The 24229-nt window shown below is 60.2% G+C and carries 27 protein-coding genes and 1 pseudogene; 12 read left to right on the top strand and 16 right to left on the bottom strand.

Annotated features, from left to right (window positions below; genetic code table 11):
* On the top strand, window positions 1–402 hold a 402-nt coding region (locus ACPYOI_RS15255), incomplete at its 5' end, for an SRPBCC family protein (RefSeq protein ID WP_481416591.1).
* Window positions 403–468: 66 nt separating this feature from the next.
* On the opposite strand, the gene ACPYOI_RS15250 is transcribed toward ACPYOI_RS15255, so the two are convergent.
* Together ACPYOI_RS15250 and ACPYOI_RS15245 are read right to left on the bottom strand one after the other, a co-directional pair.
* Window positions 469–777: a Dabb family protein gene (locus ACPYOI_RS15250; protein WP_481416592.1), complete on the bottom strand. Its 309-nt coding sequence runs from the start codon at window positions 775–777 to the stop codon at window positions 469–471.
* A 21-nt stretch (window positions 778–798) separates the two neighbouring features.
* A complete protein-coding gene (locus ACPYOI_RS15245) occupies window positions 799–1482 on the bottom strand; it encodes a hypothetical protein (protein WP_481416593.1) in 684 nt (227 codons plus the stop codon).
* Between the two features lie 128 nt (window positions 1483–1610).
* On the opposite strand from ACPYOI_RS15245, the gene ACPYOI_RS15240 reads away from it, so the two are divergent.
* Complete coding sequence (locus ACPYOI_RS15240; RefSeq protein ID WP_281408070.1) at window positions 1611–1745, top strand: hypothetical protein; 135 nt, start codon at window positions 1611–1613, stop codon at window positions 1743–1745.
* Between the two features lie 34 nt (window positions 1746–1779).
* Here the strand turns inward: ACPYOI_RS15240 and ACPYOI_RS15235 are convergent, their stop codons facing one another.
* Together ACPYOI_RS15235 and ACPYOI_RS15230 are read right to left on the bottom strand one after the other, a co-directional pair.
* Window positions 1780–3222 carry a DNA-packaging protein gene (locus ACPYOI_RS15235; RefSeq protein WP_481416594.1) on the bottom strand — a complete coding sequence of 481 codons (1443 nt, stop codon included), beginning with the start codon at window positions 3220–3222 and terminating at the stop codon, window positions 1780–1782.
* Window positions 3197–3871, bottom strand: a complete 675-nt coding sequence (locus ACPYOI_RS15230) for a hypothetical protein (RefSeq protein WP_481416595.1) — start codon at window positions 3869–3871, stop codon at window positions 3197–3199. The genes ACPYOI_RS15235 and ACPYOI_RS15230 overlap by 26 nt, the downstream gene beginning before the upstream one ends.
* A 357-nt stretch (window positions 3872–4228) precedes the next feature.
* On the opposite strand from ACPYOI_RS15230, the gene ACPYOI_RS15225 reads away from it, so the two are divergent.
* Window positions 4229–5338 (top strand): calcium-binding protein, encoded by a 1110-nt coding sequence (locus ACPYOI_RS15225; RefSeq protein ID WP_481416596.1) that lies wholly within the window; start codon window positions 4229–4231, stop codon window positions 5336–5338.
* A 119-nt stretch (window positions 5339–5457) separates the two neighbouring features.
* Here the strand turns inward: ACPYOI_RS15225 and ACPYOI_RS15220 are convergent, their stop codons facing one another.
* The 3 genes and pseudogenes from ACPYOI_RS15220 to ACPYOI_RS15210 all read right to left on the bottom strand — a co-directional run.
* Window positions 5458–6060 (bottom strand): hypothetical protein, encoded by a 603-nt coding sequence (locus ACPYOI_RS15220; RefSeq protein ID WP_168828882.1) that lies wholly within the window; start codon window positions 6058–6060, stop codon window positions 5458–5460.
* A gap of 135 nt (window positions 6061–6195) precedes the next feature.
* Window positions 6196–6495 (bottom strand): hypothetical protein, encoded by a 300-nt coding sequence (locus ACPYOI_RS15215; protein ID WP_168828881.1) that lies wholly within the window; start codon window positions 6493–6495, stop codon window positions 6196–6198.
* Between the two features lie 253 nt (window positions 6496–6748).
* Window positions 6749–6982, bottom strand: a pseudogene (locus tag ACPYOI_RS15210) (transposase); the annotation flags it as partial.
* 269 nt (window positions 6983–7251) lie between these two features.
* On the opposite strand from ACPYOI_RS15210, the gene ACPYOI_RS15205 reads away from it, so the two are divergent.
* A complete protein-coding gene (locus tag ACPYOI_RS15205) occupies window positions 7252–7743 on the top strand; it encodes a c-type cytochrome (protein ID WP_481416657.1) in 492 nt (163 codons plus the stop codon).
* A gap of 128 nt (window positions 7744–7871) precedes the next feature.
* On the opposite strand, the gene ACPYOI_RS15200 is transcribed toward ACPYOI_RS15205, so the two are convergent.
* The gene (locus ACPYOI_RS15200) at window positions 7872–8786 is read right to left on the bottom strand and encodes an SDR family oxidoreductase (RefSeq protein WP_481423002.1); all 915 of its coding nucleotides are present in this window, start codon (window positions 8784–8786) and stop codon (window positions 7872–7874) included.
* Window positions 8787–8889: 103 nt separating this feature from the next.
* On the opposite strand from ACPYOI_RS15200, the gene ACPYOI_RS15195 reads away from it, so the two are divergent.
* Together ACPYOI_RS15195 and ACPYOI_RS15190 are read left to right on the top strand one after the other, a co-directional pair.
* The gene (locus tag ACPYOI_RS15195) at window positions 8890–9471 is read left to right on the top strand and encodes a TetR/AcrR family transcriptional regulator (protein WP_481416598.1); all 582 of its coding nucleotides are present in this window, start codon (window positions 8890–8892) and stop codon (window positions 9469–9471) included.
* Window positions 9472–9543: 72 nt separating this feature from the next.
* The gene (locus ACPYOI_RS15190; protein WP_481416599.1) at window positions 9544–11052 is read left to right on the top strand and encodes a mechanosensitive ion channel domain-containing protein; all 1509 of its coding nucleotides are present in this window, start codon (window positions 9544–9546) and stop codon (window positions 11050–11052) included.
* A 10-nt stretch (window positions 11053–11062) separates the two neighbouring features.
* Here the strand turns inward: ACPYOI_RS15190 and ACPYOI_RS15185 are convergent, their stop codons facing one another.
* Window positions 11063–11443: a hypothetical protein gene (locus ACPYOI_RS15185; protein WP_481416600.1), complete on the bottom strand. Its 381-nt coding sequence runs from the start codon at window positions 11441–11443 to the stop codon at window positions 11063–11065.
* A gap of 67 nt (window positions 11444–11510) precedes the next feature.
* Window positions 11511–11987, bottom strand: coding sequence for a YcgN family cysteine cluster protein (locus tag ACPYOI_RS15180; RefSeq protein ID WP_481416658.1), 477 nt, complete (start codon window positions 11985–11987; stop codon window positions 11511–11513).
* A 186-nt stretch (window positions 11988–12173) separates the two neighbouring features.
* Between ACPYOI_RS15180 and ACPYOI_RS15175 the strand changes: the two genes are divergently transcribed.
* Entirely contained in the window at window positions 12174–14312 is a 2139-nt protein-coding gene (locus ACPYOI_RS15175) for a transglycosylase domain-containing protein (RefSeq protein WP_481423001.1), read from the top strand.
* Between the two features lie 111 nt (window positions 14313–14423).
* Here the strand turns inward: ACPYOI_RS15175 and ACPYOI_RS15170 are convergent, their stop codons facing one another.
* Window positions 14424–14714 (bottom strand): GIY-YIG nuclease family protein, encoded by a 291-nt coding sequence (locus ACPYOI_RS15170; RefSeq protein ID WP_481416659.1) that lies wholly within the window; start codon window positions 14712–14714, stop codon window positions 14424–14426.
* A 366-nt stretch (window positions 14715–15080) separates the two neighbouring features.
* Between ACPYOI_RS15170 and ACPYOI_RS15165 the strand changes: the two genes are divergently transcribed.
* Window positions 15081–15668 (top strand): DUF1214 domain-containing protein, encoded by a 588-nt coding sequence (locus ACPYOI_RS15165; RefSeq protein ID WP_481416602.1) that lies wholly within the window; start codon window positions 15081–15083, stop codon window positions 15666–15668.
* Complete coding sequence (locus ACPYOI_RS15160) at window positions 15661–16212, top strand: DUF1254 domain-containing protein (protein WP_481416603.1); 552 nt, start codon at window positions 15661–15663, stop codon at window positions 16210–16212. The genes ACPYOI_RS15165 and ACPYOI_RS15160 overlap by 8 nt, the downstream gene beginning before the upstream one ends.
* Before the next feature lie 3 nt (window positions 16213–16215).
* Here ACPYOI_RS15160 and ACPYOI_RS15155 read toward each other — a convergent pair whose 3' ends face one another.
* Window positions 16216–16383, bottom strand: a complete 168-nt coding sequence (locus tag ACPYOI_RS15155; protein WP_168828871.1) for a hypothetical protein — start codon at window positions 16381–16383, stop codon at window positions 16216–16218.
* 522 nt (window positions 16384–16905) lie between these two features.
* Here ACPYOI_RS15155 and ACPYOI_RS15150 point away from each other — a divergent pair.
* The gene (locus tag ACPYOI_RS15150; RefSeq protein ID WP_481416604.1) at window positions 16906–17112 is read left to right on the top strand and encodes a hypothetical protein; all 207 of its coding nucleotides are present in this window, start codon (window positions 16906–16908) and stop codon (window positions 17110–17112) included.
* Window positions 17113–17342: 230 nt separating this feature from the next.
* Window positions 17343–18371, top strand: coding sequence for a DUF2336 domain-containing protein (locus ACPYOI_RS15145; protein WP_481416605.1), 1029 nt, complete (start codon window positions 17343–17345; stop codon window positions 18369–18371).
* Here the strand turns inward: ACPYOI_RS15145 and ACPYOI_RS15140 are convergent.
* A complete protein-coding gene (locus tag ACPYOI_RS15140) occupies window positions 18368–18724 on the bottom strand; it encodes a DUF1491 family protein (protein WP_481416606.1) in 357 nt (118 codons plus the stop codon). The genes ACPYOI_RS15145 and ACPYOI_RS15140 overlap by 4 nt on opposite strands.
* 415 nt (window positions 18725–19139) lie before the next feature.
* Here ACPYOI_RS15140 and ACPYOI_RS15135 point away from each other — a divergent pair, with 415 nt between their 5' ends.
* Complete coding sequence (locus ACPYOI_RS15135; protein ID WP_481416607.1) at window positions 19140–19769, top strand: TetR/AcrR family transcriptional regulator; 630 nt, start codon at window positions 19140–19142, stop codon at window positions 19767–19769.
* Window positions 19770–19847: 78 nt separating this feature from the next.
* Here the strand turns inward: ACPYOI_RS15135 and ACPYOI_RS15130 are convergent, their stop codons facing one another.
* From ACPYOI_RS15130 to ACPYOI_RS15120, 3 genes are all read right to left on the bottom strand, one after another.
* Window positions 19848–20963 (bottom strand): porin, encoded by a 1116-nt coding sequence (locus ACPYOI_RS15130; protein ID WP_481416608.1) that lies wholly within the window; start codon window positions 20961–20963, stop codon window positions 19848–19850.
* A gap of 398 nt (window positions 20964–21361) precedes the next feature.
* Window positions 21362–22483 (bottom strand): porin, encoded by a 1122-nt coding sequence (locus tag ACPYOI_RS15125; protein ID WP_481416609.1) that lies wholly within the window; start codon window positions 22481–22483, stop codon window positions 21362–21364.
* A 327-nt stretch (window positions 22484–22810) separates the two neighbouring features.
* Window positions 22811–23938 (bottom strand): porin, encoded by a 1128-nt coding sequence (locus tag ACPYOI_RS15120; RefSeq protein WP_481416610.1) that lies wholly within the window; start codon window positions 23936–23938, stop codon window positions 22811–22813.
* Window positions 23939–24229 lie beyond the last annotated feature (291 nt).

Genomic DNA, 24229 nt, shown 5'->3' with positions numbered 1-24229 from the left:
CCAGAGAAGGTCTATCGCGCGTTCATCGAGGCGGACGCGCTTGCCAAGTGGCTTCCCCCCAACGGCTTTGCCTGCACTGTGCACCACCTCGAAGCAACGGTCGGCGGCAAGTTCAGAATGTCTTTTCGGAACTTTACGACAGGCAAAGGCCATGCGTTTGGCGGCGAATACACTGAGCTCGTTCCGGGCGAACGCGTCCGCTACACGGACAAATTCGACGATCCCAATCTCCCCGGTGAAATGGAGGTAACCGTTACGTTGACGAAAGTCTCGGTCGGGACCGAGGTGGATATCACGCAGGCAGGTGTGCCAGACCTCATTCCGGCTGAGGCCTGCTATCTCGGTTGGCAGGAGTCGCTGCGAAACCTGGCAAGGCTCGTCGAGCCGGAGATCAACCAGTAGAGCAGCAGGATCGAGCAAAACGCTGTCGAGATCGGATCGCGTTGACGTTTCCCGCGATCCGGCTCCTCACGGCATCGGCCGCTTCACCGCCGCGTCACTGTCATAGTCCGCCGCAATCCGGATTTCCCTGAGCGGCCGCACCATGTCGATCGAGCGCTGGTAGTCGGGGTGCGCCTTGTAGGCGGCAAGCGCCGCTTCATCGTCGAATTCCCCGTAAACCACCAGATCGACGTCGGTTCCCAGCTGGTCGGTCTTCACATTGGTGCCGATTTCCAGAAGCCGCGCATGCGGTATCGCCGTCAGCACCGAGAGACCGGCCCGCACCTTCTCCAGATTTTCCGCCTTGGCTGTGAAGAAAACGATATGGCGGATCACCGGGTACTCTCCATCTCATTGTCAACCGAGCCGCGCGATAGCACGCGCGAGCCACCCCTTCAACCGCTGCCAGGCTCCTGGCGCCGCCTCGGGGCGCAATGCCGCGTAGAACGTCTTGCCGTATTCGGCGAGCTTTTCCGCCCGGTCCGTGCCGTTGACGATGCGCCGGGCATTCACCCAGTCCTCCTTGTCGGCGTTCAGGTGATCGACGAGCTTGTGTCCGGTGAAACTCCCGGCCACCATGCCTTCGATCAGGATCTTCACGGCCGTTGCCATCTCCATCGCCCGATCCGGCTCGGCCACGAGATCGATGCCGGTCATCGGGCTCATCGCCTCGTAGTTCCGCTTGTGGGTAAGCTGCACCAGCCCGCGACCCAGCCAGCTTTTGCCATCCTCGTCCGGGCGCCAATAGACCGTCTTCACCCAGGGAAGCTTGCCCGCCGCATAGGCGCGATCCAAAATCTCGATCGCCTTGGCGTCGCTGTCGGCCAGCGTCTCGCGCACCGGCTGCATCGTATAGGCCGTCTCGTGAAAAGCCGTCGCCAGGATATAGGCCAGCCAGCGCAAGTCGCCGTCCGGCATGTGCGTCTCGAAGTAGTCGAGGATCGCGGTCATGCCCTCGACCTGCCCTTCGGAAAGCGTGCCCTTGAACAGACTGTCGCGGACGGAATCGAAGAAGAATTTCCGGTCTATGTGGATAGTCATGAATCTGTCCTGCTCTTAATCGATTAAAATTATTTTAATCGTTTAAAGCATTTAAGCCCCTGATTTACAGCGCATTTACCCTATGTCATTCCTTGATCGTCGAAGCTCGTTGAAGGACAGGAGACCGAATGCAAACGCCCGCCAACAGCCAGCCTACCACGATTCCGCAGCACCTCGTCGACCAGATGGAAAACGAGTGGCGCCAGATCCGCACGCCGCGCGAAACACCGCGCCCGGCACCGCAGCCATCCAATCAGCGATAACTCCCTAAATAAAAAAGGCGAGACGGCGAACACGTCAAATGCCTCGCACCCGCGGTTCGCCGCCGCCATCCAGCATCAGCGCCGTCAGCGCCCAGACAAGCGCGTCCAGCCTGTCCGGCGAGCGGCCATTCGAGAGCCCATCATGGCCGAAATCACACATCTGGTCTTCGAGCGCGGTGAACCGCGCGGCATGCGCCACGCGGCCCTGCTCGTAAAGTGCCGCCACCGGCTCCGCCCGTAAAAATTTGCCGCGCGTCGCCCTGACTGCCAAAACCGGCAGCGTCGCATCGATGCTCCGCAGCATCGCAGATACCATGTCCCCGCCCTGGTTCACTTCGGCGACGATACGGTCGGCGCCGAAGCGATGATAGGCTTTCGCCACCGCACCCGCCCAGCCGGCCGGGCTTGCGCCCTCCACCGAACAATCGGCAAGCACCACCGCCCGTCCGGAAGCCTCCAGTCCCGCAACGACGATGCCGCAACAGGACCCGGCCCCTGCCGAGGCCGGCGGGTCGACCGCAACGACGATGCGCCGCAACGTTCCCGTAAACCGGATCGTCAGCGCCTCGATCGCGTCGCGCTTCCAGAGCCCGTCCTCGCGATCCTCGATCAGTTCGCCATCCAGCTCCTGCCGTCCCAGCCGCGTGCCGCCGTATCGCCGCGATAGCGCATCGATGAAGCCCGGCGCCAGGTTGCGTGCATTCGCTATGGTGCTGATGCGCTTGAGCCGCGTCCCGGGATCCGCAATCAGCGCCTTCAAAAGCGGCACCGGCCGCGGCGTCGTCGTCACCAGCTGCCGCGGCGCCTCTCCCAGCCTTAGGCCGAATTGCAGCATGTCGAAGGTCTCCTGCCCATGCTTCCACTTCGCCAGCTCGTCGCACCAGGCCATGTGAAATTGCGGTCCGCGCAGGCTTTCCGGATCTTCGGAGGAAAAGACCTGCGCCACCGCGCCGTTCGGCCAGACCAGTCTACGCCTGGAAATCTCGAATTCCGGCTGGTTCTTCCGGGCGATCCGGCAGATGCCGGAAATGCCGTCGATCATCACCTCACGCGCGTCGCCCAGCGTCTCGGCAATCAGCGCGATCCGCAGATCCGAACGGCGTCCAGCACTAGCAACCGCATGCACCCATTCCGCGCCTGCCCGCGTCTTGCCGGAGCCACGCCCGCCAAGCAGCAGCCAAGTCCGCCAGTCGCCCTCCGGCGGCATCTGTTCCAACCGCCCCTGAAAGCTCCATTCCTTCGGCGCCTGCGGAAAATCCGAAAGCAGCCGGGTGCTGAGATGCTCGAACTTTTGCAGCGCAGAGAACGTCGCATCAAGCGCCATCGGCCAAACCCTCGCGCCATCCTCTAGCGGCGGCGGATCAACCTCGCCCAAACCCGCTTCGCTGATCACCGCATCGCCCATTCCCGCATTGCCCGCGACATCAACGCTGACCTTGCGGAGAGCCGCTTCACGCTCCGCCGTGATACGGCCCATCCCTTGCTCCAGCGCGTTCGTCACCGCCTGCGCCCGGGCCATCGCCCGCAGAAGCTCCACTTCCCCGCCCCGGCGAACCTGCCGCTTCGAACCCGTCGCCGCTGTTTGCCGAAATGCCGTCATATCCTGCAGTCTCCAGCGCGCGCAGTCTCTCCTCGACGATCAGCGCGGCCTTCTCCTCGGCGCGCTCCTCGATGATCTGCAGCAGCTGCGCCTTCGCCTGGGCATAACCTTGTGCCTCTTCGCGGCTCTCCGCCTCGAGTTCCCGGTCACGTGCCAGCTGCCGCTGCAGCTGGTCGATCTTTTCCAGCGTGCGGACGATCAGCCCCATGGCGTCGACCGCCGCCTTCAGGTCGGCCCGCGCAAGCTTCCCCGCCGCCTCGTCGCCACCCTGGGCAGCCGCCGTCTCCGCCGCCTTTCGAAGTTCGACGAAAGCGGAAAACTGCTCCCGCATCTCCGCCGTCATCTGGTTCAGCATCACCCGCAGCTCCTCGCCGGCAGAAGCCTCGCCGGACTTGGTCTCAAGAAAATATTCCTGTACCGCAGCCCGCGTCTCCTGCTCGCTCCAGTCGGCAATCACCTCGCCGCCATAGACACGCCTCTCCGGCCAGAAGCCGCAAAGCTCCGGCGCAAACCCTTCGACGCTCATCATGAAATCCCCATCGCGTAGCGCTAAGCTATGCAGCAGAAACAAAAAACCGGGTCAACGCCCGGCCCGATCTCGAAACCACGGCCGCACCACTCTGCAGCCGCAACTTTCCGACTATGCCTGAACCCTATCAGACGGCCGTCACGCTGTCAAGGATTATTTTCCTATTTCTGCGAGATGCAACCCAAAGTGATCCGATATAAGGAATAGCAACTGTTTTTATGCCGTTGTTAACGAAATGCAATCGATAGTCGCATCGTCTCATCCCTATATAACGCTTTGGGCATGATGCCACGAGGCCCTGTTTTCAATAGGCCGGCGCCGATGTTGGTTTCCGGTCGATGAGAGGAAAGCTTCATGACATCCATTTCATCTCTTCATGCCTCGTCGGCCATGGTCATTCTCAACGCCGCCCGGGCACAGACATCACAGCCTCCTGCCTCTGCCACCGGCGTCATTCTGGATTCCATCATCGGGGCGGATCCGTCCGCGAAGAAAGCCCAGGACTCCCTGCTCGGCATCCTGACCGGCGTTCTCGTCAACGGAAGCAAGGACGACGACAATATCTGGGCGAATACCGGCACCGCCATCAAGACCGGCAAGGGCAATGACCATGTCGATGCGAACAGCGGAAACATCATCAAGACCGGCGCTGGCGACGACAGCGTTCACGTTAATGCCGGCAACACCGTCTTCACCGGCAAGGGAAACGATTACGTCCAGGCGAACGCCTCGAACGTGATCCACACCGGCGGTGGCGATGACCTGCTATTGGTCAACGCCAGCAACACGATCGTCACCGGGAGCGGCGACGACAAGCTCTTCGCGAATGCCTCGAACACGATCCACACCGGCGGCGGCGACGACCAGCTGACGGTCAACGCCGCCAACACGATCACCACCGGGGCCGGCAATGATAAAATCTTTGGGAATGCCGAGAACACCATCGACGCCGGCGATGGTGACGATATCGTCTCGGTCAATGCCGGCAACATGGTCGCGGGCGGCGCCGGCAACGACAGGATCAACGGCGGCGGGAACAATGTGATCGACGGCGGCGATGGCGACGACCGCATTTTCACCGGCTCCGGTCAGGCCCTCGGCGGCGCGGGCAACGATATCGTCACCGTGTTTGGTAGCGGCGGCGTGATTGCGGGCGGCACGGGCGACGACCAATTGACGATCGGCTCCGGGGGCCTCATCCGCTACGATGCCGGTGACGGCAAGGATATCGTCCATGGCGGCAGCAATTCCACGCTGGCTTTCGGCGAGGGAATATCGGCCGACGACCTGCGGATCGAAGTCTCTGGAAACACCACAACGATCTCCTTTGCCGGCAGCGATACGGACAGCATCACGCTGGACACCTCGGCGGCCAGCACGCTGACGCTCGCCTTTGCCGATGGCAACATGCAGAGCCTTGGCGGTCAGGCCGCCAATGTCACCAACGCCTACCAGCAAAGCTGATCGCGCTACCCTGCGGAAATGACTGACGGAGGGCGATGCACATCGCCCTCCGCTCCTCGAAGCATTCAGTTGCCTTATTCTTGGGGTCGAGAGCTTGGGCGCTGGGTGTCCCCGGAGGACTACCCAGCGGATCCACGCGATTTAGTGAGTTGGGTGTATTCGGATATGGCGAAGTACGCCGACAACTGCGCGGACGCCATTGATTTACCCCAAAGGTAGTCCTCTTCCCCTTCTAGCCAGTCGTAGAACTGAATGATGGACCCAGCGTAATTTTCCAGCGCTCGTATTGCTCTGGAAAGGGCGTAAATCTCGTCGGAAGATATAGGGGCGTAGTCGCCAAGAAGGATCTCAAGTTTATTGAACGGCACCTTCTTGAAGCGAGTTTTGTATGTGTGTCGTTCGAATGATTCAGATCCATAGTAGTAGATCGGGTCATGCACATATCTGTTGCGGTTTACTCTGATGTCTCCGTCGATCATGTCCACGAGTACGGGGATATGATCGCAGTGATCGTGCCAGTGATTTGCGACAGCATGGCCTTTACAGACTTGAATTGCTCTCCTGAAATCCAGCTCGTTGCGAATAAGTTGATAGGCGGTGTCTTCGGTGCCCATGATAAAGAAGAGGATAGAGAAGCAGGCCTCCTCTAAATGCGCCCACGCGGTACACATATCCCCTAAGGCGTGCTTAATCCTGTCAATCTCGAACTCATCGTAGGCCATGTCAGAAACCGAAAAGAAAATTGACGAAAAGAAAGGCGACGACATTTTGAAGTGAATGCTCAAGTCGCCGCCCGATCACAAAACCCCTCCCAAGCCGAAGCCTGGGAAGGGTAAGCCTCACAAAGGCTCCGATGACTAAGCAGCCTTGGAGCGTTCGTTTGCTTCGAACGATGCCTTAAAGGCATTGCCGTCAACAAGGAGGCGTGTCCATGCCGCATCTGCCATCTCGGTCACAATCAGAAGATCATTCTGACTCAGGATACGCCGTATGTAGTCCCTCAGTTGCGGGGAGTTGGTCGGTCCCGCAAGAAACCATACGGTTTCCAGAATGCGGCCACGCAAGAACGCTGGCCCCAGCGCCAGCAAATGATCGTCCATTTGCTTGTGAGACGGAGCAGGTCCGTTCAGATCGTAGGTGATAAGAAAGTTTGCCAATACTGGCTCCTGTGATTTGCGCACACGGAGCACTTGACGGGCTCGCCTAGAAAAGTAGGTTGGCGATCGAGATACATGACTAAGTCGCTCCGTGACTTGGTTTCAATAGCGGTGACAGCTTTTTTGGGAGAATCAGGTGTCACCGCTATTCATGTAATCGCAACTTTGACGCGGAATCAAAGTTAGGGAGCGCGCTTTCCACAAGCGCTATTTGTTCTTTTTTCGTTTCCACAGGAATTTGCGCGCCTTTTGCTTAGGCGTGAGCGCTTTCGTCAGACCGCCGATAGGTAAGGCGCTTGTCACGAGCCTGACGAAGCAAGTCTTCGGCGCGTTCTGCATCTGAGATTTTCAGGGCAGCGCGGCGGTTATACCTGAAATCGAACTCGGCAAGGTAGCGGTGAAGATGGGCTTCGCCGCAGTGCTGATAGACGCCGATCATGCCACGCTTGAAGACACAGAAGACGCCTTCAATGGTGTTTGAGTGGATCGCAAAGCCTTCGCGTCGCGCGGCTGGAACCATGCCCTTTCGCCGTTCCACCAGGATCCCCTACGCTAGGGCTGTCACCGCTATTTTCTCCCCCATCAGCTGTCCGCCATGTAAATCCTAATGCAAGCAAGAGGATGACTCGAAGCAAAAATACTCGCTTCGCTTTCGGAGTGGTCCGAATTGCTAACTCCTTTGCTGTAGTTGCCGCCCGCATTCCTCGCTGATACTTTCGCGCCTCTCAAAACGGGGAGATCATTTTCATGCATCCGATGCGGAAATTCGCAATTCTTGTCAGCCTTCTCTGTCCCATTCTCCTTCCGGCGCCGGCTTCGGCCGCAGAGAGTACCGTGGAGCGCGGCAAGTACCTCGCCACGATCGGCGGTTGCAATGATTGTCATACACCCGGCTATTTCTTCGGCAAGCCCGATACCGCCCGCACGCTCGGCGGCTCGGATGTCGGCTTCCAGACGCCAGGCGGCACCTTCGTCGGGCCGAACCTCACGCCGGACAAGGAGACCGGGCTCGGCAAGTGGACGAGCGAGGAAATCGTGACCGCGATCCGCACCGGCGTAAAGCCCGACGGGCGGATGCTCGCCGATGTCATGCCGTGGCGCGGCCTTTCTCATCTCACCGACAGCGATGCACAGGCGATCGCCGCCTATCTGAAGAGCCTGCCGCCGGTCAAGAACAAGGTGCCAGGCCCGCTCGGTCCTAACGAAAAGCCGCAATTCCCGGTCCTGACGATCGTCATGCCGCAGTAACTGCTTTGCTCCGGGGCGGCCCACGACCGTCCCCGGAGGCGTGCCGTGATCTAAGACGAGCCGGTCGCCTTCGCGCTCGGATTGCCGCACCATTGAGGCAAATGGACGCGTGAGCTCCTGAGACCGCCTCACCGATAGCCCGCGGCATCCGCCTCCTTACGGGCCTCCATCACCTCGTCCATATAGCGCCAGCAATCCGGCCGCGAACCGTCCACGTCGTCGAAGCCATAGACCTTCGCCAGCCCGCCGCTCGACAGCGACTGCCCGTTGAACCGGGCGCGATCCGGATCGGCGGCAAGGGCTGCGACGGCGCGGCCGGTGAAGCGCGGGGTTTCGGAGATGATGAAATGCGGCTGCACCTTGGTCGCGTCGCGCCAGTTCTCCTCGCGCACCTGATAGGCATCCAGCATCATTTCCGAGCGCATCCAGCCGGGCGTCAGCGAAACCGCCGTCGCGCCATGCGGCGCGAGGTCCTTGGCACGCGCCCAGGCCATGCGCGTCACGCCGGTCTTCACCAGGTCGTAGTAGGGGTTCAGCCGGTAATGCGTGGCGTTGTATTCGCTCGTCCCGTCGGTCAGCTCCACCAGCAACCCGCCCGGCCCCTCGATCATCAGCGGCAGCGCGAAATGGGCGGTGATCAGATGCGTGTCGATCGCCAGCCGCAGCATGCGCAGCCCCTTGTCCAGCGAGTGCTCCCAGACCGGCTTGTTCCATTCCGTCAGGTGCTCGCCGCCCCAGATGTCGTTGACGAGAATGTCGAGCCGTCCCTCCTCGCGGCGGATCTTAACCACCAGTGCCTCGACCTCGGCCGCCTCAAGGTGATCGACGCGCACCGCAATGCCCCTGCCGCCGGCGGCCGTGACCATTTCGGCGGTTTCCTCGATGGTCTCGGGTCTCGCATATTCCGATTGCCGGTCTTTCGTCGTGCGCCCGGTCACGTAGACGACAGCACCTGCCGCGCCGAGCTCCACCGCAATCCCGCGTCCGGCGCCGCGGGTGCCGCCCGCAACGAGTGCCACCTTTCCTTTCAGGTCTGCTGTCACTTTCTTCTCCTCCACGCTAGAAAAAATCGGCCGGCCTCACCGGCTTGCTTGAATATAAACGAACGTTCGTTCATAAATATGACGAACGCAAGAGGAAGTTTTCATGCCGCGTCCCCGAACGCTTTCCGACGAGCAGTTGCTTGCCATGGTTCTCGCGCTTGTCCGGGTCGAAGGGCCGGATGCCGCGACCTTCGCGGCCGTTTCGAAGACAAGCGGGCTTTCCGGCTCCACGCTGGTGCAGCGCTTCGCCACCAAGGCCGGCATGCTGCGCGCCGCCCTGCTCTACGCCTGGGACCGGCTGGATGCCGAGACGGCGCGGCTTGCCGAAAGCGTGCCGAAGACCCCGGAGGGCGCGATCGCGCTTCTCACCGGCCTGTCCCGGGACTACGGCGACAACCCCTCGGCCTATGCCGAAGGGCTGCTTCTGCTGCGCGAGGATTTTCGCGATCCCGTGCTGCGCGCCCGGGGTGCTGCCTGGGGTGCAGCGCTGACGGCAGCACTGGCCGAACGCCTTGCCGGACAGAAAGAACCGCAGACGGTCGCCCGGCTGATGCTTTCGCAATGGCAGGGTTGCCTGCTCTGGTGGGGCTTCTCCTCGGAAGGCGCGGTGGCCGGTTATGTGGAAGCGGAACTGCGGCTGATGCTGAAGGCGCTCGGCATCCCCGCCAAATTCGCACCAACCTGACCCCTGTGCCAACGACATCGTTTATTCATCCGTGATATACGGGCGGAGCACCCCTCACTCAGGATGAAATGCATGTCACCGCATATGCTGGCAGATCCGCTGGTCCAGTTCATCGCTCTCGTTCTGCTCAGCGCCGTCGCGCGGTTGATCTTCGGGCGAAATCCGACTTTCCGGCTGATTGCCAGTGTGATCTTCTTCGCGCTGCTGACGATCCTGCTCGTTTCACACGGTATCGCGCCCTATACGGCCGACACGGGTAATGCCGACGATCTCTTCCGACGGATTTTCGTCGGGATTGCCAAGGCCGTCTGGTGGATCGGCGGGGCGATGGTGCTGACGAGTTCTGTGCGGCTCTTCCTCATCTTCGAGCGAAAGCCGCACGAGGGGCGGCTGCTTCAGGATCTCGTCGTCGGCATCATCTATCTCGGCGCAGGCCTTTCGATAGTCGCCTATGTGTTCAGAGTGCCGATCGGCACGCTCATCGCCACATCGGGCGTCTTCGCCATCGTGCTCGGTCTTGCGCTGCAGAGCACGCTGAACGACGTCTTTTCCGGCATCGCGCTCAATCTCGGGCGGCACTACAGCGTGGGGGACTGGATCGTTCTCGATGATGGCGTGCAGGGCCGCGTGGTCGAGACGAACTGGCGCTCCACCCATCTGCTGAACGGCACGAACGACCTCGTCATTGTTCCCAACAGCGCGCTCGCCAAGGCCCGGCTCACGAACCTCACCAGCCCTGAGGAGGCGCACGGCGTATCCCTGAAGATCCGCGTGCTCCCATCGAGCCCGCCGGCGGCGATCGAGGAGACGATGCGCACGGTGCTTCTGAGCAGCAATGCCATCCTGAAAACCCCTGCCCCGACCGTCAGTGTCGTGGGGCTGGACAGCAATGCGATCGAATTCGAATTGTCCTTCCGCGTCAGCGGTCTCGGCGAGGCAAATGCGGCCAGGAACGAAGTCTACGATCTCGTCTATCGTCACGCCAAGGCGGCCGGCCTGCAGCTTGCGCCGTCTGCCGGGTCGCCGGTTTCCCCAGGTCCCGATTCGCCGGAGGCGGCCGGGAAGCATCCGGACTCGGCCCGGCGGCTGCTCAACGCCATACTGCTCTTTGCCTCGCTGACGGAAGACGAGAAGGAGACGCTCGCCGCAGACATGAAGCGCCTGACCTTCCGGAAGGACACGCTCATCGCCACGCAGGACACCTCGCTGACCTCGCTGATGATCGTCAGGCGCGGCGTTGCCGTGGTGGAGCGGAAGGAAGCCGGCGATACCGTCGAGCTGACGCGGCTTGCGCCGGGCGACCTGTTCGGCGAACGCGGCGTGCTGATGGGCGCGCTGGAGCCCGGCAATATCCGCGCGCTGACAGCCGTTGTGGTCTACGAGATTTCCAAGGAGCATCTCGCCTGCATCATGCAGGCACGACCGGCGCTTGCCGAAGAGCTGGGCCTGCTGCTTTCGCGTCGCATGGAATCCGAAAAGCATCTTTTCAGCGCCGGCATGCCGGGGGAAGGCAGCCATCCGACCACGCTGGCAACGCGCATCAAGCATCTGTTCCAGATCCCTTACGGCACCCGGTCCTGATGGTAGAGCCTTATCTTGCCCCTTCCAACTCGGGGTAACGATAGTAGCGCAAACGCTTGTCATGGCAGCGATAATCGTTGACGGTCGACCCGAGGATCGTGCCGTTGCGCATCGATACACCGATGTAGTCGCCGCCCCGAAAGTCGCTGTTCTTTGTGGCGCGCACGCAAAAGGCATAAGTCTTCGATTTTGCATCCAGCAGAACGACGCTGGAAATATGGGCGATGCCGACATCTTCCGGTCCAACGCCGGCATTGCGCGCCACCTTCAAGAAATGCTGGCGAACTGCAGTCGACGGCGGCTGTTGTGACGATGCCACGGCTTCCGGCGCAGGTGGCTGGCAGCCCGTCAGACCGAGAACGGCGGCGGTTGCAAGCAGTCTGATTTTCATGTCAGATTCTCCCCGGATGCGAGCATCGGCCGACAATAAAACCGCTACTAGAAATTGTCTATACTATTTACTCGGCCCTTTCCTCCGCATCGTCGCCCACCGTCAGCGGCCAGTCGACGACGTAATCCTCCAGGTCGTCAGGGTCGATCTCGGTCTCGCTGATCGTTCGCCCGCGGGCGGAAATCCCCGCCTGATGCACGGTTTCCGGATCGCCGGAGACGAGCGGATGCCACCAGTAGAGGTCGCGTCCCTCGTTCACCAGCCGGTAGCCGCAGGTCGGCGGCAGCCAGGCGATCTCCGGCACGTTCTCCCTTGTCAGCTGCACGCAGTCCGGCACGAAATCCCAGCGCTTCTCGTAGTTCGAACAACGGCAGCTCTCGCCATCGAGAAGCTTGCAGGCGACGGAGGTGAAATAAACATCTCCGGTCTCCCACTCCTCCAGCTTGTTCAGGCAACAGAGTCCGCAGCCGTCGCACAGGCTCTCCCATTCCTCGCGGCTCATTTGGTCCAGCGTCTTGCGCCTCCAGAAGGGTACTTCGTCCATCATCTGTTTTTCTGCAACAGCGCTCCGCAAATCAGCGTGAGACGCCTTCAACTCTCTTGTTATCGACCGCCAGATCAACCAATTATTCAGCATGCTCCTTTAGTGAAGAGCGCAGTGCCGAAGATTGGCTGTGCTCTGACGCCTGGCTCGCCAGCCGTCAAGGGCGATCAGGCGGGAATCTAGAACGTGCAGGATCCGGACAATCCAGAAAAACGCCCGCGCAAGAGTCGGCACATCCTGCTGAAGATCGACTCGTGGATCGATTCCACGCTTTGGAATGCCGGTTTCCGCTCCGCTGAAATCTGGGAAGACATCACCATCTTCTTCCGCCGTTTCCGCGTGCGCGGGTGGAAGCGCATCGTCTTCGAACTCGGCGGCGAAGCTTTGACGCTCGGCACGGCCGGTTTCGTGCTGATGCTTGCTCTCGCCCAACCCGCATTCGAAGCTACCAAGGAAGATTGGCGCAATCGCGGCGATTTCGCCGTCACCTTCACTGACCGCTACGGCAACGTCATCGGCCATCGCGGGGTCATCCATCAGAACTCGGTGCCGATCGACGAGGTGCCGGATTCGCTCATCAAGGCCGTGCTTGCCACCGAGGACCGGCGCTTCTTCGACCATTTCGGCATCGACGTCATCGGCCTCTTCCGCGCGTTCGTCACCAATGCGCAGGCGGGCGAAGTCGTGCAGGGCGGCTCGACGCTGACGCAGCAGCTTGCCAAGAATCTGTTCCTGTCCAACGAACGCTCGATCGACCGCAAGATCACCGAAGCCTTCCTGGCGCTCTGGCTCGAGGCCAATCTCTCGAAGAAGGAAATCCTCTCCACCTATCTCGACCGCGCCTATATGGGTGGCGGCACCTTCGGTGCGGCTGCGGCAGCGCAGTTCTATTTCGGCAAGAACATCACAGACGTCAATCTCGCCGAATCGGCCATGCTCGCCGGCCTCTTCAAGGCGCCGGCGAAATATGCGCCGCACGTCAACCTGCCGGCGGCCCGCGCCCGCGCCAACGAGGTGCTGACCAATCTCGTCCAGAGCGGAATGATGACCGAGGGCCAGGTGATTGCCGCCCGCCGCACCCCGGCGACCGTCGTCGATCGCAACGAGCAGGAAGCGCCCGACTTCTTCCTCGACTGGGCCTTTGACGAGGTCCAGCGGCTCGCCTCGCGCTTCCATCAGCATTCGCTGATCGTGCGGACCACGATCGACATGGGCATCCAGAAGGCGGCGGAAGATTCCATCGAGACCTCACTGCGTGAATACGGCGAGTCCTACCATGCCAAGCAGGGTGCGATGGTGATGCTTGAAAACGGCGGCGCGGTGCGGGCCATGGTCGGCGGAAGGGACTACGGCGAGAGCCAGTTCAACCGCGCCACCAAGGCGCTGCGCCAGCCGGGCTCTTCCTTCAAGGCCTACACTTATTCGGTGGCCATGGAGAGCGGCATGACCCCGAAGACGACGATCATCGACGCGCCGATCTACTGGGGCAACTGGAGTCCGCACAATTATGAAAACCGCTATGCGGGCCGCGTGACGCTGGAAACGGCGATCGCCCAGTCGATCAACACCGTTCCCGTCCGCCTCGCCAAGGAAAAGCTCGGCATCCAGCCGATCCGCGCCATGGCCAAGGCGATGGGGGTGGAATCGCCGGTGCGCGACGACGTGACGATCCCGATCGGCACGTCCGAAGTCACGGTTCTCGACCAGGCGACCGCCTATGCCGTCTTCCCGGCGGGCGGTTACCAGTCGCGCCGCCACGGCATTACGCAGATTCTCGATTACGACGGCGACGTGCTCTACGATTTCGATCGCGACGAGCCTCCGGCGAAACGCGTGCTGTCGGAACAGGCCGACACCTACATGAACCAGATGCTGACCCGCATTCCTTATGTCGGCACGGCGCGCAGGGCCGCACTCGACAACGGCATTCTCACCGGCGGCAAGACCGGCACGACGCAGGCCTATCGCGACGCCTGGTTCGTCGGCTTTACCGGCAACTACACCTGTGCCGTCTGGTTCGGTAACGACGATTACACGTCGACGAACAACATGACCGGCGGCTCGCTCCCCGCCATGACCTTCAAGCGCGCCATGGACTACGCCCATCAGGGCATCGTGCTGCGCTCAATCCCCGGCGTTCAAAATCCCGCGCCCTCGCCCAAGGACGCCGCCAAGACCGTCGCCGCCAAGCCGGAAGACGGCATCCCCCAACTCATCCGCCCCCGCATGCTCTCGGTCGAATCGACAAGGATCCTCAAGGACCTCGGCGAAAAGCTCAAGGACGCCCTACCGCTCGATGCGCAGAAGGTGGCGAGCGCGAGGTAGGACCGTTCCTGGCCGCACACCGCCAGCTGATGCGCAGACGCATCGCTACTTCCCTCATTCCTGTGCTCGTCACAGGAATCCAGCCGCCGCGCGTCGGCGCGGCGAGAAGACTCATAAACCGTGCAGGTAGTGCGAGATATCCTGCCAGTCAGGATTCGTCGCCTCGATCAGATTGAGCTTCCACTGCCGCGGCCATTTCTTGATGGTTTTCTCGCGGGTGATCGCCGAGACAAGGAGGTCGTGTTCTTCGAACCAGACAAGCGTTTTCACGCCGTACTTCGATGTGAAGCCGGGTGTCAGTTCATTCTGATGCTCATAAAGCCGCCCGGCAAGATCGCGGGTGACGCCGGTATAGAGCGTGCCATTGCGTTTGGATGCAAGAATGTAGACGTAACCCTTCATGGTTGAATGATGTCCGGGCTTTTCCTTGATTTCAAGCATCATTCACGGCGCAGACGCGCCGTAACCGGATTCCTGTGACAAGCACAGGAATGAGGGAGTGTGAGGTGAGCGCCATGCTCAAACGGACAGATCGAGACTTGTGGCACCCGGCAATCGGCTTCTCGTATCACGCAAGCGCTTCACCGCTCTCGCCCTCATTCCTGTGCTTGTCACGGGAATCCAGCAGCCGCGCGTCGGCGCGGCGGAAGACTCCTTCCGTAACAGCCGGGACGGAACGCCGACACCAACGGGAAAATTGACCGCACCATTCCACCCTGCCGGAATCAATGCTAACCCTTTCGCCTGATTTGTTTTCAAGGGCCTGCAGTGTTTCGATTCCCGCTCTTCATCGCGATCACGCTGGTTGTCGCTTTCGGCGGCGGGATCATGGTTTCGCTTTATGCGCTGGATGCCACGCAAGGCTTCGGCGCGATCAAGCTCGGCGCGTGGGAGGCTTTTCCCGAGCTGCAGACGGCCGATGCCGATCCTTACGCGAAGTCCCACCGCGCGCGCGCCGGCAAGCTGCTTTACGGCACAGCCGAAGGGCTGGCGTTCACGGCGAGCGTGGACGACAACGGTGAGCGGCTGAATGCGGTGTGCACTTATCGCATGAGCGGGCAGACGCCGCCTGCGCGGCTTTGGACGTTGTTCACCTCCGATAATAGCGGCAATCCCGCGGCGGTGCGCGCCGGCCTGCCGGCTGCGTTGAATTCCTGGACGGTGCTGCGCAACGCCGACAGCAGCTTCACGATCGAGATCTCGTCGCATGCCAAACCGGGAAACTGGCTGGCGCTGCCTGCTGCCGGCACCTTCCGTCTCGTCCTGACACTCTTCGACACCCCGACCGCCGGCAGCTCCGGCGTTATCGATCTCGCCATGCCGAAGCTTGAGAAGATCGGGTGCGGCAATGCTTAGGATGATCTTCGCGGTCCTGACTGGCCTTTTCGGCGCTGCGCTGCTGCATCTCGTCATCATCCTCGCCCTGCCTCACTATACCGGCAGGGATGCCGCGACGCGGGTGCTTGCCGAGGGCGATTCGAACACGTTCTATCTCCTCTCGGCACTGGGCGATGAAACGGGGCTTGCAAACAATGATCCGTTCGTGCGCACCGCCGTCTGTTCCTTCGATCTGGAGGACGGTCCTGTTCGCTTCACCGGTCAAGGGAATGTGCCATTCTGGTCGATCGCCGTCTATGACAGCGCCTCGAACGAGGTCTTCAGCATGAACGACCGGACATCGGTTGGGGGAATGCTGGATGTTCTCGTCGCAACCCCGATTCAGCTGACGGGGCTTCGGAAATCGCTTCCGGCAGAACTTCAGCCAACCATCCTTGTCGAGATGACGCAGCCGCGGGGCTACGCGGTGCTGCGAACCCTTGCACCGCAGGCAAGTTTCGATGAGGCAGCCAGAAGCTTCCTACAGGACGCCGGCTGCAGTCTCTACGCACCTGCCAACTAGACTCTACTCGTTTTCCACAACCGGTGCGCGCTGCGGTTTACGCTTCGGCATCTCTACGAGCCGCTCATACCGCACGCCGGTGAAGAGCAGAATCTGAGCCTTGACGGGCTCTCTGTCTTTCGGGCGGGGGGCTTGCGGCCTCCGGTCCGCCAATGCGACTACTATGGCCATTCTCGTCTCCATGTATTGCCCGAGACGGATGAATGTGAGCGGATTTCACCCTGCCCGCCTGCGCGAGCCAGCGCGTCCTGAGGTCCCGAACTTTTCGGGCCCAGGGCATTCGCGCCTTTCTCACGGCTCCTGTTCGAAATACCGTGAAGCGGAATCTTGACGACCGAAGCACTCAATCGCGCCATTCCCATCCGAATTGAGACACATGATAGTTAACAGTTTACTAATATGCGACTTCATGGCGTCTGGGCGACAGACCGATAACTAAACGTCGCTGCCGGCCGATTGGTTTCAAACCGTACAAACAAAAAAGCAGATTATGTTTCCACATAGGTTTCAGGGAGTTAGAAATTCGAGGCGGCCCAATGACATGAAAGTGTCCTTGCAGCCTGTTCGCGTCACGAAAATATCGATTGCGGTGCGTCGATATGGGCGTATGGTCGTCTCATCGGTCGTACATATGAAGGCAACGACCGCTTGGGAGACCATATATGCTCTTGCCGTAATAACGGAGGGCAAGAAATGTCTTTGCTGGTGAATTCATCATTCTCATCAGAAGACCTCGATGTTCTGAGAAGCGCATTGGATGCATGGTGCACGGAACGACGCGTGGACATTAAAAGCACCGAGGCACAGTCTGCCGCCTCTGCCGCGCTCGATCTTTACCAGGCCGGCTATACCGATAACGAGAAGCTGCTGACGGCTCTGCGGGCCCACAAGGGTCTTTGAGACTTCATCTTCAGTCATGTCCGGACGCGCCTTGCGGCTGCAGGGTGCGTTTTTTATGGCTCTGCGAACCGGCCAACGCGCACGCTTAACGTGCGTCATTCCTGGGCATTTGATTAAAATCTTAAGCGAGCGTTAACCCTGCCGGTCTAGACTTTGTTCATCTTCGCGTGGGCTGATTGTGCGTGCCGCCAGCGCATGTGGTCCGAGTTCGGCGTTTCCAGGGTGTTCGTGTGCGTGACCGGTTTCGAGACCTAGAAGGCCCCTTGGGCATCCGGAAAAAGGATGTGGTATTGATGGCGACCATCAGCAGCTTCGAGGGGTTGGTGCATCCCACGCGATCCGAGCTGCGTCAGTTCGCCGAACTGTTCGTGCCGCTCTTCCAGGCTTCTTCCGACGAAACACGCCGCCAGGCGGTTGCCGCGCTTTCCCAGTGCAAGACCATACCTCCGGCAGTCGCCCTCTTCATCGGAAGTCAACCGATCGCAATCGCCGCGCCGTTTTTGACGGCGTCGCAGGCGATCGACGACGATACGCTGATCATCATTGCGCGGTCGCAGGGTGTGGCACACGCCAGAGCGATCGTCAGTCGCGAGAGCCTGTCGCCGAAGGTCATCGATGCGCTCGTGGCGCTGCGCCAGGCAGAGCCGCGTCAGGTCCGGCCCGGCGCGATTGTCGAAGAGCCGGCAGAGGTACTCTCACCACCGCCGGTCACTGCCTCCATAGAAGACGCCGAATTCGCCGAGCGCCTTGCCAGCGAAGAAGCAATGCGGAGGCGAATCAAGGGGCTGGCGAGACATCTCGGACACAGAGACGGCGACCGTCTCGGCCTGCGCACGCTCACTGATGTTCAGCAAGCTCTGCTTGTCCGCTTTGCCCGGGCGCGCGACGCCAGCCATTTCGCAACGGCGCTTGCCGATGCGCTTGCGGCCAGCCGCTGGCTTGCCGAACGCATCATGCTCGATATTTCCGGCCATCAGCTCGCAATGACGCTGACCAGCCTTGGAATGGGTTTTCTCGACGCGGTGTTCGTGCTGGAGAGACTATACCCCCAGCTTGCCGAACGGCAGCACAATGTCACCCGTGCCTGGGCGGTTCTTGATGCGCTCGATCCCGAGGAATGCCATCAGCGGGTCGAAGCCTGGCGCCGCGCCGACAGCTATACGTACAAACCCGAAGACGAGGTTCCCGCAGCGCCGCGCCTGGCGCGCCGCATGCCGGCCGGAGACGACATCCGCATCGTCAGCCGCCGTAGGATCTAAAGGGGGTTTTTCCGCTCCTCGGCAAGCGGAAGGAGTTCCGCAACCTCGTCGGCTTCGAGTTCGACGATCCAGAGGTCCGGGTCGAACTTGCGTTCACGCTCGAGCAGTTCCCACACGTTTTCGGCCTCAGCCTTCTCAAGCCTGATCTCGAAAAGACGGATGCCGCTGTCTTCCTCGTCGAAGAAGCTTTGCGGCGCAGGGCCGTATAGCGTCTCCAACCCGTTGCGGAAGCGCTGGCGAATGAAGATTGCGCCCGCCGCCTCCGCGCCCTTCTTCTCGACGGCTGCGAAATCGCCCCTGGCGAAGACCCGCCGCAGCAGGGCCGAAACGAAAATGTCGGTGCGCAATCTCATGGCCGCGGTATAGACCGGGCGGGAGCAAGCGGCAACGCAATACCTCTGCCGCCAGCCGCAGCCCGCTCCGCTACCGTCCCTGGACGGAAATCGCGCGGACAATCTTTGATCACCGGAATGCTGCCTATGTCGCCACTCCCCGCGTACATTAGGGAAGCTTCACGTAATATGGTTAATAAGTTGCAAACAGCGTCAGATTTTGCTGGCCGGTGGCAGACAATTAGAACGTGCCTGCAAGGAACTTCATATTCTCTTCAAAGTTTGCAACAATGAATGACCGGTCAGGCGGGCAATTGGGGGTCCCCTGAGCAGAACGGAGGCTATCTGAAACGATTTAGTTGATGGTGCTGTACCAGCTGCGCGCGTTCATGTATCGGTGAACGCAAGGGGAATGAATTATAAGCGGGGAGAAATCGTGAACTCTAACGCAGAATTGAAGAGGCCGCGCGGACGTCCCAAGTGCGTGGACTCCGATCAGCGGAGAAATGACATCATCAGCGGGGGGCGTGATGTTTTCATTGAAGCGGGATACGTCAACACGACGGTTGACGTGATCGCCGCCAAATGCGGCATTTCGAAAAGGACTTTCTACGAGTTCTTCGACGGAAAGGCCGACTTGCTGCGCGAAATACTGAAGTCTCGAAGCGAGTTCATTTTCTTCATCCCTGCGATGGATGAACGGTCTCCGATCGAGGAGATGCTCGAGCGAACCTTTTTTCTCGATAACGGTAGCGGCGCCCAAGCCGCTGATATGAGCGACTACTTCTTGGTTGAGGTCGGCTGGGAGGCCGCCGACTATGTTCCGGAATTGAGAGAGGATTTCACCGTTGCCCGTGAAAAGCTGTCCGACTGGTTCAGGAGGCTCAGGCAGGAAGGCCGCATTACCGTGATCGATGCCGACGCCGCAGCGACGATGCTGATCGGCATCGTCTTCGGAAGCCTGAGCATCGACCGTGCGGGGGTCGAGCTGGAGGCACGCGCAAGAAAGACGAAAAGCTATCTGCGATCCAGCCTGCGAATCTTCGCGCAGGGATTGCAAGTCTGAACGACGACGAAGAGCCCGGCCAGCGCCGGGCTCCCCTTAGCGAAACCGGTCGGAGATCAATCCGATCGGCTGTATTTCCTAGAAGTCGCGCTCTAGGCGAAAGAAGCCCTCAACCCAGTCCTGATCCGGCGCAGCATCGTGCTTGTCGGAGACGTAGGTTGCTGTGAGCCTCGTGGAGAGGTTCTCGACGATCTTGTAATCGAGGGTCACGCCAGCGCGCCACTCGCTACCGCCGTCCCAGTTGCCGTTGGCGTCGGCATCGATGTTGTCGATGTACTGAACAGCCGGGGCGACCGAGAACTTGTCGGTTGCCTTGAGCTCATACTGGCCGACAACCGACCATTCGCCGGCATCGTAGTAGCCGTTGAAGTGGTCGCCGTCAGAATCTACAGCATCAGACAAGCCGCTGGAGTAGATGCCGGCGACCGAGAGGGTGCCCGGGCCAATGTCAACACCCATCTTTGCAAGGACTGCGCCTTCCTGGGCGTCAGAGTCGTAACCGGCCATCACCGCGTAGGTGAAGCCCCCGACCTTACCGCCGATCGAACCGTCGATACCGAGGTTGTTGGCGCCGCCGTTGGTTTGAACCAGCTCTTCGAGAGCGATACCGGCGTAGAAGTTGTCATCGCCGTACTGATAACGAATGGAGTTCTGCTTCGTCGAACCGTTGATCGTCGTCATCAGATCGGTTTCGCCTGAGAAGTCGTCATCCCACCAATTGGCGAACTTACCAACACGGAAGCCGGCGATGTCGAGGTAGGCTTCGTCGATGACAGTGCTGCCGTCCTGGTCACCGCCGACCGAGGACGACCATGTCGCCGTCTTGGCGGAGGTAGGAACGCCGTTCGGGCGGAAGTTGGATTCAAGAATGATCGCGCTCGTGAGCGTGCCGTATTCCGTATCGCTCTTGGCGATGACGTTGAGGTGCGCACGCGTGTGAGCATCCCAGTCGTCCGAACCGTTGTTGTCGTAGGCATCGCCCGCGCCGAAGCCTACTTCAAAACGGAGGTAACCGCCGATATTGAGGCAGGTTTCGCTGCCGGGGATGTAGAAGTAGCCGGCGCCGTAGGCGTCGCAAACGCGAACATACTCAACCGGTTCCGGCTCAGCAGCGACGATAGCATCGGCAGCATGGGCGCCGGATCCTGCTGCCAGAGCAGCAGCGGAGCCGAGAAGGAGGCTCTTGATGGTCATCTGTGTCTCCGTTCCAGAGGCTAACCTAACGGTTTGGCTCTTTACTTGCGCGATGGATGCGGTCCCCTGAAAGTTCAGTCCGCCAGGAGTTCCCGAACACAACGCCCTTAAAAGACAGGAGACCTCGCGGCCCGTCAATTGTTTAGTAAACGTGCCGGTATTGCCGAGTAATTTTCCATTGCGGACGACATGGGCAGGTTCGTCCGCAAAGCCGCAGACATGGCCCTCATGAGAGATTGTGGAATGGAGGATCGATAGGGCGGCCAACGCGACCGTTCCGGGGTGGACTAGCCACAGGGATTACAAGTCTGAACGACAAAAAGAAGAGCCCGGCTGGGATACCGGGCTCTCCTCTCGAAACTGATCGGAGGTCAATCTGATCAGTAGTATTTCTTTGATTAGAAGTCGCGCTGCAGGCGGAAGAAGCCTTCAACCCAGTCCTGATCCGGCGCACCATCGTGGTTGTCGGAGACGTAGGTAGCAGTGAGCTTCGACGAGAGGTTCTCGACGATCTTGTAATCGAGGGTCACGCCAGCGCGCCACTCGTTGCCGTTGTCCCAGTTGCCGTTGGTGTCGGCATCGATGTTGTCGATGTACTGAACAGCCGGGGTGACCGTGAACTTGTCGGTTGCCTTGAGCGCATACTGAGCGAGAATCGACCATTCGCCGACGTCGTAATAGCCGTTGAAGTGGTCGGCATCGTCAGACAAACCGCTGGAGTAGATGCCAGCGACCGAGAGCGTGCCCGGGCCAATGTCAGCACCGATCTTTGCGAGCACCGCGCCTTCCTCGGCGTCCGTGTCGTAACCGGCCATCACCGCGTAGGTGAAGCCACCGACCTTACCGCCGATCGAACCGTCGATACCGAGGTTGTTGGCAAGCGTATCGCCCTTCGCATTCACATTATTCGTCTGAACCAGTTCTTCGAGAGCGATACCGGCGTAGAAGTCGCCGCTGTCGTACTGATAACGGATGGAGTTCTGCTTCGTCGAACCGTTGACGGTCGTCATCACGTCGGTTTCGCCGGAGAAGTCGTCATCCCACCAATTGGCGAACTTACCAACACGGAAACCGGCGAGGTCGATGTAGGCTTCGTCGATGCCCGTGGTGTTCTGAGAACCGCCGAACGTGGAAGACGCACCAGCCGTAAGTGCATCGCTACTGAAACCGTTCGGACGGTAGTTGGATTCAAGAATGATCGCGCTCGTCAGAGTGCCGTATTCGGTATCGCTCTTTGCAATAACGTTGACGTGCGCACGGGTGCGGACATCCCAGTCGTCCGCGCCGTTGTTCTTGAATGCATCGCCCGCGCCGAAGCCAACGTCGAAGCGGAGGTAACCGCCGATGCTGAGGCAGGTTTCGGTGCCGGGGATGTAAAAGTAGCCGGTGCCGTAGGCGTCGCAAACGCGAACATACTCAACCGGTTCCGGCTCAGCAGCGACGATAGCGTCGGCGGCATGAGCGCCCGATACTGCTGCCAGGGCAGCAGCGGAGCCGAGAAGGAGGCTCTTGATAGTCATTTGTGTCTCCGTTTCAGAGGCCAACCTGACGGTTTGGCTCTTTACTTGCGCGATGGGTGCGGCCCCCGGTCCGCGAAGCGTTGCCGAGCAGGCGCTTCGGCAACGAGGCCCATGAAACAGAGGGCCTTCCGACTCGTCAATTATTTAATAAACGTGTTCGTACCAGAAATTATTTCTTTTAAGTTTACGTTGTATTTTTGTCACGTGAAGCGCTGACCCCGAAGCCTCTGCCGAGCCTCCCTACGAAAGAAAAGAGCCCGGCTGGGATACCGGGCTCTCCTCTCGAAACTGATCGGAGGTCAAATCTGATCAGTCGTATTTCTTCGATTAGAAGTTGCGCTGCAGGCGGAAGAAGCCTTCAACCCAATCGTTGTCCGAAGCGTTGTCGTGATCGGCCGATACGTAGGTAGCAGTGAGCTTCGTGGAGAGGTTCTCGACGATCTTGTAGTCGAGGGTCACGCCAGCGCGAATCTCGTTGCCGCTGTCCCAGTCGCCGTCGGTGTCGGCATCGATGTTGTCGATGTACTGAACAGCCGGGGTGACCGTGAACTTGTCGGTTGCCTTGAGCGCATACTGAGCAGCAACAGACCATTCGCCGGCGTCGTAGTAGCCGTTGAAGCCTTCGTCGCCCAGGCCGGTCGAGTAGATGCCGGCGACCGAGAGCGTGCCCGGGCCAACGTCAACACCGATCTTTGCGAGCACTGCGCCTTCTTCGGCGTCCGTGTCGTAAGCGCCGATGACGGCGTAGGTGAAGCCGCCGACCTTACCGCCGACCGAGGCGTCGATACCGAGGTTATTGGCGATTCCGTCATTCGTCTTGCCGGTAGCCAGATTTACGTTGTTCGTCTGCACGAGTTCTTCGAGGGCGATACCGGCGTAGAAGTCGCCAGCGTCGTACTGATAGCGGATGGAGTTCTGCTTCGTCGAACCATTGAGGGTCGACATGATGTCGGTTTCGCCCGAGAAGTCGTCATCCCACCAGTTGGCAAACTTACCAACACGGACGCCGGCGAGGTCGATATAGGCTTCGTCGATAGCCGTGGTGTTCTGAGAACCGCCGAACGTGGAAGATGCTCCAGCCGTCGGCTCGTCGCTGCTAACACCATTCGGGCGGAAGTTGGATTCGAGAATGATCGCGCTCGTCAGAGTGCCGTATTCCGTATCGCTCTTTGCGATAACGTTGATGTGCGCACGCGTGCGAGCATCCCAGTCGTCCGCGCCGTTGTTGTCGAGTGCATCGCCGGCGCCGAAGCCAACGTCGAAGCGGACGTAACCGCCGATGTTGAGGCAGGTTTCCGTGCCGGGGATGTAGAAGTAGCCGGTGCCATAGGCGTCGCAAACGCGAACATACTCAACCGGTTCCGGCTCAGCAGCGACGATAGCGTCGGCGGCATGAGCGCCCGATACTGCTGCCAGGGCAGCAGCGGAGCCGAGAAGGAGGCTCTTGATGGTCATTTGTGTCTCCGTTCCAAAGGCCAACCTGACGGTTTGGCTCTTTACTTGCGCGATGGATGCGGTCCCCTGAAATTTCAGTCCGCCAGGCGTTGCCGAGCGATTTGCTTCGGTAACGCGATCCTTAGAACAGGACGGGTACGGGTCGGTCAATTATTTAATAAACGTTGTCGTACCATAAATCTAATACAAGCGAACCGAGTTGCATTTTTGCCACGAACCGATCCGCTGGCTGCTCGATTTGGTTGATTCATGAAGACAACAATCCTGATCCTGCGCCTTCGCACGATCGGG

The organism is Rhizobium sp. SVR5-2C, from assembly GCF_056755115.1.
This window is presented reverse-complemented; position numbering and strand designations above follow the sequence as displayed.

What these genes read in the sequence shown, in the direction of transcription:
- ACPYOI_RS15185 (WP_481416600.1), bottom strand. Translation starts at nt 11,443, where the DNA reads ATGAAAATCAGACTGCTTGCAACCGCCGCCGTTCTCGGTCTGACGGGC.
- ACPYOI_RS15235 (WP_481416594.1), bottom strand. Translation starts at nt 3,222, where the DNA reads ATGGGCCGTATCACGGCGGAGCGTGAAGCGGCTCTCCGCAAGGTCAGC.
- ACPYOI_RS15240 (WP_281408070.1), top strand. Translation starts at nt 1,611, where the DNA reads ATGCAAACGCCCGCCAACAGCCAGCCTACCACGATTCCGCAGCACCTC.
- ACPYOI_RS15140 (WP_481416606.1), bottom strand. Translation starts at nt 18,724, where the DNA reads ATGAGATTGCGCACCGACATTTTCGTTTCGGCCCTGCTGCGGCGGGTC.
- ACPYOI_RS15225 (WP_481416596.1), top strand. Translation starts at nt 4,229, where the DNA reads ATGACATCCATTTCATCTCTTCATGCCTCGTCGGCCATGGTCATTCTC.
- ACPYOI_RS15195 (WP_481416598.1), top strand. Translation starts at nt 8,890, where the DNA reads ATGCCGCGTCCCCGAACGCTTTCCGACGAGCAGTTGCTTGCCATGGTT.
- ACPYOI_RS15125 (WP_481416609.1), bottom strand. Translation starts at nt 22,483, where the DNA reads ATGACTATCAAGAGCCTCCTTCTCGGCTCCGCTGCTGCCCTGGCAGCA.
- ACPYOI_RS15205 (WP_481416657.1), top strand. Translation starts at nt 7,252, where the DNA reads ATGCGGAAATTCGCAATTCTTGTCAGCCTTCTCTGTCCCATTCTCCTT.
- ACPYOI_RS15190 (WP_481416599.1), top strand. Translation starts at nt 9,544, where the DNA reads ATGTCACCGCATATGCTGGCAGATCCGCTGGTCCAGTTCATCGCTCTC.
- ACPYOI_RS15230 (WP_481416595.1), bottom strand. Translation starts at nt 3,871, where the DNA reads ATGAGCGTCGAAGGGTTTGCGCCGGAGCTTTGCGGCTTCTGGCCGGAG.
- ACPYOI_RS15220 (WP_168828882.1), bottom strand. Translation starts at nt 6,060, where the DNA reads ATGGCCTACGATGAGTTCGAGATTGACAGGATTAAGCACGCCTTAGGG.
- ACPYOI_RS15170 (WP_481416659.1), bottom strand. Translation starts at nt 14,714, where the DNA reads ATGAAGGGTTACGTCTACATTCTTGCATCCAAACGCAATGGCACGCTC.
- ACPYOI_RS15160 (WP_481416603.1), top strand. Translation starts at nt 15,661, where the DNA reads ATGCTTAGGATGATCTTCGCGGTCCTGACTGGCCTTTTCGGCGCTGCG.
- ACPYOI_RS15245 (WP_481416593.1), bottom strand. Translation starts at nt 1,482, where the DNA reads ATGACTATCCACATAGACCGGAAATTCTTCTTCGATTCCGTCCGCGAC.
- ACPYOI_RS15130 (WP_481416608.1), bottom strand. Translation starts at nt 20,963, where the DNA reads ATGACCATCAAGAGCCTCCTTCTCGGCTCCGCTGCTGCTCTGGCAGCA.
- ACPYOI_RS15120 (WP_481416610.1), bottom strand. Translation starts at nt 23,938, where the DNA reads ATGACCATCAAGAGCCTCCTTCTCGGCTCCGCTGCTGCCCTGGCAGCA.
- ACPYOI_RS15180 (WP_481416658.1), bottom strand. Translation starts at nt 11,987, where the DNA reads ATGGACGAAGTACCCTTCTGGAGGCGCAAGACGCTGGACCAAATGAGC.
- ACPYOI_RS15150 (WP_481416604.1), top strand. Translation starts at nt 16,906, where the DNA reads ATGTCTTTGCTGGTGAATTCATCATTCTCATCAGAAGACCTCGATGTT.
- ACPYOI_RS15155 (WP_168828871.1), bottom strand. Translation starts at nt 16,383, where the DNA reads ATGGCCATAGTAGTCGCATTGGCGGACCGGAGGCCGCAAGCCCCCCGC.